This is a genomic window from Stenotrophomonas sp. Marseille-Q5258 (genome assembly GCF_946900935.1).
GTDB lineage: Bacteria > Pseudomonadota > Gammaproteobacteria > Xanthomonadales > Xanthomonadaceae > Stenotrophomonas > Stenotrophomonas nematodicola.
Genome location: NZ_CAMPPN010000010.1, coordinates 168,547 through 179,251, shown reverse-complemented (window position 1 = coordinate 179,251; position 10,705 = coordinate 168,547). Strand labels below are relative to the sequence as shown.

The window sequence follows — 10,705 nt, the reverse complement described above, 5'->3', positions numbered from 1 at the left end:
GTGATGGAGCGGTCGGTGTGATTAAGAAGGGGGTTGGTCGGAAGGGTCAGGGATGTGTAGGGGGCGGACGTTCAGGAGGCGGTGGCGCCTCGGGAGGCTGGTGATGCGCTGGTGGCGACATCTTTTCTCCCCGTCGGTGCGGCGCGCCTTCCCGCCAGCCCGGCTGCAGGCGATCACCGACGCGATCACGGCCGGCGAACGGCGCCACGGCGGGCAGGTGATGTTTGCCGTGGAAAGCGACCTGCCGCTGATGGCCCTGTGGCACCGGGTCAGCCCGCGCCAGCGCGCCGAAGCCGCCTTTGCCCAGTTGCGCACGTGGGATACCGAGCACAACAACGGCGTGCTGGTGTACCTGCTGCTGGCCGACCACGCGATCGAACTGGTGGCCGACCGTGGCCTGCGCGGGCGGATCGGCCAGGCCCAGTGGCAGGCGATCTGCGCCCACATGCAGGCACGTCTGCGCCAGGGTGAACTGCAGGACGCGGTGCTGCAGGCGATCAACGAAGTGTCCGATCTGCTGGCCGGGCACTATCCGCCCGGCACCGGGTCAAAGGATGACGGTCTGCCCAACACCCCCCAACTGCTCGGTTGAGGTAGCGCGGCCGTACCCCGAGAATAGCCGCTTACCTGCAAGGCATCGCCCATGATCTATTTCCACGACATCGACCCCATCGCCATCTCGCTTGGGCCGGTCAAAGTGCACTGGTACGGCATCATGTACCTGCTCGGCTTCATGGCGGCCTGGTGGCTGGGGCGTCGCCGCATCGCGGCCGGGCGCCTGCCGGGGGTGAATGCCGACGGCTTCTCCGACCTGCTGTTCTACGCCATGCTCGGCGTGGTGGTGGGCGGGCGCGTGGGCTACATGCTGTTCTATGCGCTGGGCGACTTCCTGCACAACCCGCTGCTGCTGTTCAAGGTGTGGGATGGCGGCATGAGCTTCCACGGCGGCCTGCTGGGCGTGCTGTTCGCGGCGTGGTGGTGGTCGCGCAGGCATCGCCTGCACCTGTTCGACACCATCGATTTCATGGCCCCGCTGGTGCCGCTGGGCCTGGGCTTCGGCCGCATCGGCAACTTCATCGGCGCCGAGCTGTGGGGCAAGTACACCGACGGCACCTGGGGTGTGGTGTTCCCCAGCGGTCTGCCGGCGCCATTGAATGCGCTCGATGCCGCCACGCTCAAGGCGCAGTTCGCCACGGGCGCGCTCAATCAGTACGCCCGCCATCCGTCGCAGTTGTATGAAGCCCTGCTGGAAGGCCTGGTGATGTTCGTGGTGCTGTGGGCGGTGTCGGCCAAGCCGCGCCATCGCTATGTGATCGCGGGCCTGTTCGCGCTGATGTACGGCATCTTCCGCTTCGCGGTCGAGTTCGTGCGCATGCCCGACAACGGCGTGTATCTGGCCTTCGACTGGTTCACCCGCGGCCAGCTGCTGAGCCTGCCGCTGGTGGTGTTCGGCCTGGTGCTGCTGGTGCTGTCGCGCCGCGCGCCGGTGCTGCAGCCGCAACTGCCGGCGTCGCCGGCCGGAGCGAAGGCATGAAGCCGTATCTGGATCTGCTGCAGCACGTGCTGGACCAAGGCGCGGAGAAATCCGACCGTACCGGCACCGGCACGCGCAGCGTGTTCGGCTGGCAGATGCGCTTCAACCTGGGTGAGGGCTTTCCGCTGGTCACCACCAAGAAGCTGCACCTGCGCTCGATCATCCACGAGCTGCTGTGGTTCCTGAAGGGCGATACCAACATCGGCTACCTCAAGGACAACCAGGTCCGCATCTGGGACGAGTGGGCCGATGCCAACGGCGATCTTGGTCCGGTGTACGGCAGACAGTGGCGCAGCTGGGCCACCGCCGACGGCGGTTCGATCGACCAGATGCAGTGGCTGGTCGAGGAGATCAAGCGCAATCCGGATTCGCGGCGCCTGGTGGTAAGTGCCTGGAACGTGGGCGAACTGTCGCAGATGGCATTGATGCCGTGCCACAACCTGTTCCAGTTCTACGTGATCGACGGCAAGCTCAGCTGCCAGCTCTACCAGCGCAGCGGCGACATTTTCCTAGGCGTGCCGTTCAACATCGCCAGCTACGCGCTGCTCACGCACATGGTCGCCCAGGCCACCGGGCTGGGCGTGGGCGATTTCGTGCACACGCTGGGCGATGCGCACCTGTACTCGAATCACATCGAGCAGGCCCGCGAACAGTTGTCGCGTACGCCACGCGCGGTGCCCACGCTGTGGCTGAATCCGCAGGTCACCGACCTGTTCGGCTTCCAGTTCGACGACATCCGCATCGACGGCTACGACCCGCACCCGGCAATCAAGGCGCCGGTCGCGGTCTGAGCGCAGCCGGGGGCGCCGCCTGAGGCTCGCCCCGGGCGCGCGGGCTGGTGTAGGGTGACCGGCCCTGGAGATGGAGATGGACGGTCAAGGATGCAGGTGACACATCGGAGGTGGCGGGCCGTGGCGGCCCTGGTATGCGGCGCGCTGGCACTGCCTGCGCTGGCCGGGCCTGGCGAGGAAGCGCTGTCGCTGGCGCAACGGCTCAATCACGACGTGCTGGCGATCTACACCCGCGCGCTGCTGGACGACATCGAGGCGTCGATCCTGGACAACTTCACCGGGGACGAACCGGAGGGCCTGCCCGAGGCCTGCCGGCACGCGGCAGAGGCCGCGCTGGCGCCGATCGCGGCGACCTACATCGCGCCGTTGCGCCCGGCCATGCAGGAAGCGGGGCACTTGGCGCAGGTTGACCAGGTGGTCGCCTCGGCGTTCTCGCTGGATCAGCTGCGCAGGCTCAACGGGCGCATTGGTCATGTGCCCCCGCTTGAGCTCGGGGCGGCGATGCTCGACACCCCGGCGCTCGCCGACGTCATCAACGACCGCGTCGACCTGCTGCAGGCGCGCCGCGAGGAAGACGCCGACTACATCGCCGGATTCGACGGCCAGCTCGCCGCAATCCGCGCCGAGCGCGCGCGCTGCGCGGCACGGTAGCGTCGAGCCGGCTGCCCTTCGCTTCGCCGCCGGTGGCCTCGCCGCGCGCCAACAGGCACTTCGTATACTGTGCGCCGCCGTGCCGCCCGGATTCGACCTGCCATGAAGCTCTCCCTGATTGCCGCCCTCGACCGCCAGCACGGCATCGGCCACGACAACCAGTTGCCGTGGCAGTTGCCCGACGACCTCAAGCGCTTCAAGGCGTTGACCGTGGGCAAGCCGATCCTGATGGGCCGGCGTACCGCCGAATCGCTGGGCCGCGCGTTGCCGGGCCGCCGCAATCTGGTCCTCACCCGCACCGGCGAGGTGCCGTTCGAGGGCATGCAGGCAGTCGAATCGGTCGAACAGGCGCTGCAGCAGGCCCGCGCCGATGGGGCCGACGAGCTGTGCGTGATCGGAGGCGGGCAGATCTACGCCCTGGTCATGGCGCAGGCCACCGACCTGCACCTGACCTGGGTGGATACCGTCGTCGCCGCCGATACCCACTTCCCGTCCGTTGACCCGGCGCTGTGGGTCGAAGTGGCGCGCGAACACCATCCGGCCGATGCCCGGCACGCGGTGGCGTTCGATTTCGTGGACTACCGCCGTCGCTGAAGCACGGGCCGGTCGCCAGGACCGGCTGTGGCCTCACTCGCTGTCGCTGGTGACGTCCGCGTTCCGGGGATGGGCCTGCGCCTGTACCTGCGGCGTCGGGCGACCCGTGCCGCGGTGGCGGTCACGTTGGCCAGGGCCGCCCTGGCGGGCAGGTCGGCCTTCGGAGGTGCCTTCGCTGGCCGGCCGGCGTGCCGGCGGTCGCGGCGCGGAGACCGGCTTGGGGACATCGCGGCCGGGTACCTGCACCACGCGCAGTTCGTCGGTGTCCAGCTGCAGCGCGGTGAGCTTGCCGCCCCACACCGCACCGGTGTCGATGGCGTGCACGCCCTGAGTGATGGTCAGGCCCAGCGCAGACCAGTGGCCGCACACGATCTTGAGGTCGCGCTCCACCCGGCCCGGCACCTCGAACCAGGGGTAGAGCCCCTGTTCCTGGGTGCCCGGCGTGCCCTTGTCCTCGATGCCGATGCGGCCGCGCGGCGTGCAGTAGCGCATGCGCGTGAACAGGTTGATGATCGCGCGCGAGCGGTCGTAGCCGGACAGGCCCGGCGACCACGCCGGCTTGTCGCCATACATGTTGCGGAACAGCTTGCGGTAACCGCTGCCGTGCAGCTGCATCTCCACTTCGCGGGCATGCTTCTCGGCCAGCTGGGTGGTCCACTTCGGCGCCAGCCCGGCATGGATCATCATCCAGCCCAGGTCGCGGTCGACGTGGGCCAGCTTCTGCAGCCGCAGCCAGTCCAGGAGGACGTCGCGGTCCTCGGCCTGCACGATGCGCAGCAGATCCGGGTTGACCTTGCGCTGCTCTTCTTCGGTCCGCGCGCCCACGGCCAGCAGCGACAGATCGTGGTTGCCGAGCACCACCACACTGCTGTCGCGCAGCGAATGCACCAGTCGCAGCGTTTCCAGCGACTGACCGCCGCGGTTGACCAGGTCGCCACAGAACCACAGCGTATCCACCGCCGGATCGAAGCGGATCTTCTCCAGCAGCCGCTGGGTGACGTCGTAGCAGCCCTGCAGGTCGCCGATGGCCCAGACACTCATGCGTGCGCCTCCATCAGTGCAATGTGCGCGGAACGGTCAATACGAACGGCGCGATCGGTGCGGCGAACTCGGTGCCGTCGTCGGCCACCATGTCGTAGTGCCCCTGCATCGTGCCGTGTTCCGTTTCCAGCATGACACCGGAGGTGTAACGGAAGTCTTCACCCGGCCGCAGGCGCGGCTGCTCGCCGATCACGCCATCGCCATCCACATGCTCGATACGGCCGTTGGCATCGGTGATGCGCCAGTGCCGCGCCACCAGCCGCGCCGCGATCCGGCCCTCGTTGTGGATGCGGATCGTGTAGGCGAACGCATAGCGTCCGTCCTCCGGCGTGGACTGGTCGTCGAGAAAGCGCGGAGCGACCTCGACCGAGATCGCATAGTTTGCAGCGTCGTTCATGCAGGCAGTTTAGAGGGTGTTGTGCAGGTTGAGGTGAGCGCAGCGCAGGCTGGCGCGTGGCGTCGCGTTCAACCCTGGGGTACGTCGTCGCCGTCCAGGTGCGGAACGTTGGCCAGCGCGATGAACTGCGCCACCTCGAGCTGTTCGGCGCGGGCATCGCTGCGCACGCCGGCGGCCTCGAACTGTGCGGCGCTGACCACGTTGTTGAGTGCGTTGCGCAGGGTCTTGCGGCGCTGCCCGAAGGCGGCCCGGACCACATCGGCGAAGCGCTTGCGGTCGAGGATGCCGACCGTGGCCGGATCGCGCGGCACCAGCCGCACCACGGCCGAATCCACCTTCGGCGGCGGCCGGAACGCACCCGGCGGCACCACGAACAGCGAGGTCACCCTGCACCAGGCCTGCAGCATCACGCTCAGCCGGCCATAGACCTTGCTGCCGGGTTCGGCCGCCATGCGGTCCACCACTTCCTTCTGCAGCATGAAGTGCATGTCGCGGATCACCGCAGCGTGTTCCATTGCATGGAACAGGATGGGCGAGGAAATGTTGTAGGGCAGGTTGCCGACCAGGCGGATCTGCCCGCCGTCGGCCAGCTCGGTGAAGTCCACCTGCAACACGTCGCGGTGCACGATGGTCAGCTCGCCCAACGGCGCGGCGGCGGCGGTCAGCGGTGCGATCAGGTCGCGGTCGAACTCGATCACGGTCAGGCGCGGATGGCGGCGCAGCAGCGGCAGGGTGATCGCGCCCTGACCCGGGCCGATCTCGACCAGCCGGTCGTCGTCCTTGGGGTTCACGGCCAGCACGATCTTGTCGATGTAGCTGCGATCGGCCAGGAAGTGCTGGCCGAGCTGCTTCTTGGCCGGCGCGGTGAACCCGGCGGCGGAGGGGGAATACGGGGAAGTCATGGCACCAGTTTACGTTGGCGCGCCAGCCGGGCACACAGGGACGTGGCGGCAAGCAGGCTGGAGGGATCGGCGATGCCCCGGCCGGCCAGCTCCAGCGCGGTGCCGTGATCGACCGCCACGCGCGGGTAGGGCAGGCCCAGGGTGATGTTGACGGCCTGTTCGAAGCCGCTGTACTTGAGCACCGGCAGGCCCTGATCGTGGTACATGGCCAGCACGGTGTCGAAGCCGGTCAGTCTGGCCGGCAGGAAGGCGGTGTCGGCCGGCAGCGGGCCGACCAGGTCCATGCCCTGCGCCCGCAGCCGGTCGAGCAGCGGGATGATCAGGTCCAGCTCCTCGCGGCCCAGGTGCCCGTCCTCGCCGGCATGCGGATTCAGCCCGAGCACGGCGATGCGTGGCGTGGCAATGCCGAACTCGCGGCGCAGCGCGGCGTGCACGGTGTGCAGGGTGGCCGTCAGGCCCTCGGCGGTGATCGCATCGGCGACCGCGCGCAGGGGCAGGTGCGTGGTGGCCAGGGCCACGCGCACGATGTCGTTGGCGAGCATCATCACCACCTCCACCCCGGCCTGGCCGGCCAGCAGCTCGGTGGTGCCGCTGTAGGCGATGCCGCCCTGGTTGATCACGGCCTTGTGCACCGGGCCGGTGACCACGCCGTCCAGACGACCGTCCAGGCAGGCCTGGCCGGCCTGGAGGAGGGCGCCGATCACGGCGCCGGCATTGGCCGGATCCGGTTCGCCGAAGCGCGACGGGGTGGTGTTGCGCACCTCGCACAACGGCAGATCGCCCGGCTGGCGGGCGATGGCGTCTTCAGGCAGAAGCTGCAGGGGCAGCGCGAGTGCCGCCGCCGCCGCCCGCAGGGTGTCCGGGTCGGCGAAGGCGAGCAGCCGGCAATCGGTGCGCGGCTGCTGGATGAGGCGGAGGCAGAGTTCCGGACCGATCCCGGCCGGCTCGCCCGGTACCAGCGCGAGCTGCGGGATCATCGATCAGGACTGCGGAGGCGTGGCGGTGTTTTCCGCCCGGTCGCCGCTGCGGAAGCTGACATAGGCTTCGCCGCGCAGTTCCTGCAGGAAGCGGTTGTACTCTTCCTCCAGCTTGCGGCGGCCGATCGTTTCACGGATCTGCGCACGCTGGTTGTCGTTGGTGGCATCGGTCTGGCGGGTCGCCACGCGCTGCACGATGTGCCAGCCAGCGTCGGTGCGGAAGGCCTGGCTCACGCCGCCGTCGGCGACGCTTTCGACCTGGCGGCCGAAGTCCGGACCGAACGCATCGGCCGGGAACCAGCCCAGATCGCCGCCCTGGCCCTTGCTGTTGTTGTCTTCGGAGGCTTCCTTGGCCACGGCCTGGAAGTCCGCGCCGCCAGCGATGCGGGCACGCAGCGTTTCGATCTTGGCCTTGGCTGCGGCGTTGTCCTGCTGGTCGTTCACGCGCACCAGGATGTGGCGGGCGTGGTACTCGGTGACGGTGTTGCCGGTGCCGGCCGCCGCATTGGCATCACGCACTTCCACCAGCTTCAGCAGCTGGAAGCCGCTCGGGCCGCGCAGCGGACCGATCACGTCGCCAGCCTTCATCTGGCTCATCATCTGCGCGAACGCATTGGGGATTTCATCCAGCGTACGCCAGCCCAGGTCGCCGCCTTCCAGCGCGTTGGGGCTGTCGGAATAGCGCACGGCGGCCGCGTTGAAGTCCAGCTCGCCCTTGTCCAGCAGTGCCTTCACACCGTCGGCCTTCTTCTGGCCGGTGGCGATCTGGTCGGCATTGGCCCCCTCGGGCAGGCCGATCAGGATGTGGGCGAGGTGATACTGGGTCCCCACCGTTGCCTGCTGCTTCAGCGCGGCATCCACTTCGCCCTCGCTGACGCTGATGCGGCTCTGGGCGAAGCTCTGGCGCAGACGCTGCACGGTGATTTCATCGCGCACCGAGGCACGGAAGTCGTTGAAATCGATCCCGTCCTTGGCCAGGCGCTGGCGAAGGGCGTCCAGGCTGGAGCCGTTCTGCTGGGCAATCGCGTTCAGGGCCTGGTTCAGTTCCTGATCGCTGATCTTGATGCCGCTGCTTTCGGCGCGGGCGACCTGCAGCTTGACCAGGACCAGTCGCTCGAGCACCTGGCGGCTGAGCACGTCATCCGGAGGCAGCTGGCCCTCGCGGCCGGCGTACTGGGCCTTGATGTTCTGGATCGCACGGTCCAGTTCGCTCTGCAGCACGACGTCTTCGTCGACCACGGCAGCGATTCGATCCAGCGGCTGGCTCTGCTGGGCCAGGACCTGCAACGGCACCGATGCGGTGGACACCGCCAGCAGGGAAGCGAGAAGAACGGGAAGGGTCTTGGTCATGGGATCTGGTTCGGATCGTAGTCGTCCCGCGACGCGCCGGTGTTGCTGGGCGGCACGAGATACAGGTCGTCGCGGTAATAACCGAGAATAGCACGGCGCAAGGTGCGGTCCGTGTTCTGGCCGATGGAGCTCAGGCCCTTGAGGACGAACTCGATCTGGAAGGAGTTGTTCAGGTCGCCCTCGCGGTTGCGCACATAGCGTCGGGCCACCGCACGCACGGCCAGGCAGCAGCTGTCCCACTGCACGCCGCCGATGATTTCCAGCGGGGCACTGTCCTTGATGGAGTAGTAGTAGCGGCCGACCAGGCTCCAGCGCTCGTTGATGGGATACAGGAAGGACAGGTCGGCCTGCTCCAGCAGCGTCCGGTCGAAGCGGGTCGTGGTGTTCGACGCCTGCGGATTCAGGCGGCTTCTGTAGCTCAGGTTGATGATGCCGTCGTTGGACATCAGGTAGCGCGCACGCACGCTGGCCAGGTCTTCGCGCTTGTACTTGGGATCCCACTGGTAGGTGGCGCCCAAGGTCCAGCGGTCGTTGATGGCGTAGTTGCCGTCGGCCACCCAGGCCGATTTGCCCTTCTCGACCGGGGTCTCGCTGCTGTTGAGGGTCACCCGCGAATCATCGAAATACAGGATCTGGCCGATGCTGCCGGAGAAGCGTTCCTTGCCGGTCTCCTGATCGATGAAGCGGGTGCTCAATGCCATCGTCAGCTGGTTGGCATCGTTCTGGCGGTCGGCGCCGGAGTAGCGCGAATCGCGGAACAGCTGGCCCCAGCTGAAGGTGAAATCGCGGGTATCGAAGACCGGCAGGTCGCTCTGGTCGCGGTAGGGCGTACGCAGGTAGAACAGGCGCGGTTCCAGCGTGTGCAGGAAGCGGGTGCCGCCGATGGTGGTCTCGCGGTCGAAGAACAGGCCGGCGTCGATCGTGCCGATCGGCAGGCTGCGGCTGGGCGAGGTGTTGCCGCGCAGCTGCTCGGGGGTGGCAACCGCCAACTGTTCCGGGGTCAGCTGGCTGCGGCGGATGTCGTCGGCCAGCCCGCGTTCCAGGTCGTAGGCGGTGTACCGGTAGGCCAGGGTCGGGGTGACGTACCAGGCCGCGCCGCTGAACGGCATGGAGACGTACGGCTTGAGGTCGATGCGCGAACCGCCGTCCATGCGGGTGGTCACGCCATTGCGGACGTACTCGCCGCTGTCGTCGCGGATCTTCTGGTGGACATCGTCATGGGTGAAGCGCACGGCTTCGGCGTAGACGCCGGTCTCCAGCCACGGCAGCAGCGGCTTGTCCCAGTTGAGGTACAGGCGCGGCTGGCGCGAATACGGCAGGGCCGCTTCGGTCAACGTGTAGTCCGTGAGCTGCCAGTAGTCGGCCATCAGCCCGGCCGACCAGGTTTCGCCGGTACCGTAGATGCCCGCCTGGCTCTGCAGATTGGACGTGGTCACGCCCAGCAGCCGGTTGGAGAAGTCCTCCACGTAGCGCTCGTCGCTGACCCAGGCCAGGCTTGCCCGCGCCTGCCACTGCGCGTTGACGTTGTGATAACCGGTGTATTCGACGCGGCCACGGTCTTTGTCGCGCAGCTTGTCGTTGGGCAGGTAGGCGGTCAGCAGTTCGCCGCGGCCGCCGTCGTACAGATAGCGGAACTCGTTGTCGAGCATGAAACCGCGCTTGCTCATGTAGCGCGGCATCAGGGTGTCGTCGTAGTTCGGGGCCAGGTTCAGGTAGATCGGCTGGGTGTAATCGAAGCCGTTGCGGCCGGACAGGCCCAGCTGGGGGTACAGCAGGCCGGTCTGGCGCCGGTCGTCGATCGGGAACTTGAAGTAGGGCGCCCACAGCACCGGCACCTTGCCGATGCGCAGCACGGCGTTGCGCGCCGTGCCGAAGCCTTCGTCGTTGTCCACTTCGATCTGCGGTGCCGACAGCTTCCACACCGGCTGCGACGGATCGCAGGTGGTGTAGGTGGAGCGGTGCATCTGCCCCACGGCGCCCTGCAGGTCGATCGATTCGGCGCCACCATTGCCACGGCGGGACACCAGCTGGTATTGGATGTCGGAAATCTTGTGGGTGTCCGCTTCCTGGTTGCCTTCGGCCCGCTTGGCGACCATGCGGATCGAGGAGTCCTGGTAGCGGACGTTGCCCTCGGCGATGTAATTGCCGCTTTCGGTGTCGAAGCTCAGGTGGTCGGTGCCCAGGAACTGGTCGCCACGCTTGAGCGCGACGTTGCCCTGGTATTGCGGCACCGTCGAGGTGCCGGTCAGCTGGTCGCCCTCGATGTCGGTGGGCTGCTGGTCGCGCGTGGCGGCTGCGGCCTTGTCGGCTTGGGGAGCATCGTTGAAGACGGGCAGCACGTCAGTGGCCGGACACAGGCCCCAGCTCACCGGCTTTTCGTCGGCCAGGGCCGGCAGGCAGATGGCGATGCTGAGGGGGAGGGGCAGCAGGCGGAGGGCTCGGCGCACGCGGTATCGGATTCGGGCGAA

Annotated in this window: 11 protein-coding genes; 5 read left to right on the top strand and 6 right to left on the bottom strand. The window is 67.8% G+C overall.

The genetic code is table 11. The annotated features are described in order from the left end of the window. Positions 1-103: 103 nt before the first annotated feature. From OC534_RS08645 to OC534_RS08625, 5 genes are all read left to right on the top strand, one after another. Positions 104-592: a TPM domain-containing protein gene (locus tag OC534_RS08645; protein ID WP_017356025.1), complete on the top strand. Its 489-nt coding sequence runs from the start codon at positions 104-106 to the stop codon at positions 590-592. 51 nt (positions 593-643) lie between these two features. Next, positions 644-1,534 carry a prolipoprotein diacylglyceryl transferase gene (lgt, locus tag OC534_RS08640; RefSeq protein ID WP_017356026.1) on the top strand — a complete coding sequence of 297 codons (891 nt, stop codon included), beginning with the start codon at positions 644-646 and terminating at the stop codon, positions 1,532-1,534. Next, the gene (locus OC534_RS08635; RefSeq protein ID WP_262071665.1) at positions 1,531-2,325 is read left to right on the top strand and encodes a thymidylate synthase; all 795 of its coding nucleotides are present in this window, start codon (positions 1,531-1,533) and stop codon (positions 2,323-2,325) included. The genes lgt and OC534_RS08635 overlap by 4 nt, the downstream gene beginning before the upstream one ends. 120 nt (positions 2,326-2,445) lie before the next feature. Continuing rightward, complete coding sequence (locus tag OC534_RS08630) at positions 2,446-2,976, top strand: hypothetical protein (protein ID WP_017356028.1); 531 nt, start codon at positions 2,446-2,448, stop codon at positions 2,974-2,976. Positions 2,977-3,078: 102 nt separating this feature from the next. Further along, a complete protein-coding gene (locus OC534_RS08625; RefSeq protein WP_262071664.1) occupies positions 3,079-3,570 on the top strand; it encodes a dihydrofolate reductase in 492 nt (163 codons plus the stop codon). 33 nt (positions 3,571-3,603) lie between these two features. Here OC534_RS08625 and OC534_RS08620 read toward each other — a convergent pair whose 3' ends face one another. From OC534_RS08620 to lptD, 6 genes are all read right to left on the bottom strand, one after another. Further along, positions 3,604-4,611 (bottom strand): symmetrical bis(5'-nucleosyl)-tetraphosphatase, encoded by a 1,008-nt coding sequence (locus OC534_RS08620; RefSeq protein ID WP_136003726.1) that lies wholly within the window; start codon positions 4,609-4,611, stop codon positions 3,604-3,606. A 13-nt stretch (positions 4,612-4,624) separates the two neighbouring features. Then, positions 4,625-5,008 carry a Co2+/Mg2+ efflux protein ApaG gene (gene apaG, locus OC534_RS08615; RefSeq protein ID WP_017356467.1) on the bottom strand — a complete coding sequence of 128 codons (384 nt, stop codon included), beginning with the start codon at positions 5,006-5,008 and terminating at the stop codon, positions 4,625-4,627. A gap of 68 nt (positions 5,009-5,076) precedes the next feature. Beyond that, the gene (gene rsmA, locus OC534_RS08610; RefSeq protein WP_017356468.1) at positions 5,077-5,910 is read right to left on the bottom strand and encodes a 16S rRNA (adenine(1518)-N(6)/adenine(1519)-N(6))-dimethyltransferase RsmA; all 834 of its coding nucleotides are present in this window, start codon (positions 5,908-5,910) and stop codon (positions 5,077-5,079) included. After that, on the bottom strand, positions 5,907-6,887 hold the full coding sequence (gene pdxA, locus OC534_RS08605; RefSeq protein WP_136003728.1) for a 4-hydroxythreonine-4-phosphate dehydrogenase PdxA: 981 nt from the start codon (positions 6,885-6,887) through the stop codon (positions 5,907-5,909). Before pdxA ends, rsmA begins: the two co-directional genes overlap by 4 nt. Positions 6,888-6,890: 3 nt before the next feature. Next, complete coding sequence (locus OC534_RS08600) at positions 6,891-8,237, bottom strand: peptidylprolyl isomerase (RefSeq protein WP_017356470.1); 1,347 nt, start codon at positions 8,235-8,237, stop codon at positions 6,891-6,893. After that, positions 8,234-10,684 (bottom strand): LPS-assembly protein LptD, encoded by a 2,451-nt coding sequence (gene lptD / locus OC534_RS08595; RefSeq protein ID WP_017356471.1) that lies wholly within the window; start codon positions 10,682-10,684, stop codon positions 8,234-8,236. Before lptD ends, OC534_RS08600 begins: the two co-directional genes overlap by 4 nt. Positions 10,685-10,705: the final 21 nt, after the last annotated feature.

Excerpts from the sequence above, each read along its gene's own strand:
- OC534_RS08645 (WP_017356025.1), top strand. The coding sequence starts at position 104 with ATGCGCTGGTGGCGACATCTTTTCTCCCCGTCGGTGCGGCGCGCCTTC.
- lgt (WP_017356026.1), top strand. The coding sequence starts at position 644 with ATGATCTATTTCCACGACATCGACCCCATCGCCATCTCGCTTGGGCCG.
- OC534_RS08635 (WP_262071665.1), top strand. The coding sequence starts at position 1,531 with ATGAAGCCGTATCTGGATCTGCTGCAGCACGTGCTGGACCAAGGCGCG.
- OC534_RS08625 (WP_262071664.1), top strand. The coding sequence starts at position 3,079 with ATGAAGCTCTCCCTGATTGCCGCCCTCGACCGCCAGCACGGCATCGGC.
- OC534_RS08620 (WP_136003726.1), bottom strand. The coding sequence starts at position 4,611 with ATGAGTGTCTGGGCCATCGGCGACCTGCAGGGCTGCTACGACGTCACC.
- apaG (WP_017356467.1), bottom strand. The coding sequence starts at position 5,008 with ATGAACGACGCTGCAAACTATGCGATCTCGGTCGAGGTCGCTCCGCGC.
- rsmA (WP_017356468.1), bottom strand. The coding sequence starts at position 5,910 with ATGACTTCCCCGTATTCCCCCTCCGCCGCCGGGTTCACCGCGCCGGCC.
- pdxA (WP_136003728.1), bottom strand. The coding sequence starts at position 6,887 with ATGATCCCGCAGCTCGCGCTGGTACCGGGCGAGCCGGCCGGGATCGGT.
- OC534_RS08600 (WP_017356470.1), bottom strand. The coding sequence starts at position 8,237 with ATGACCAAGACCCTTCCCGTTCTTCTCGCTTCCCTGCTGGCGGTGTCC.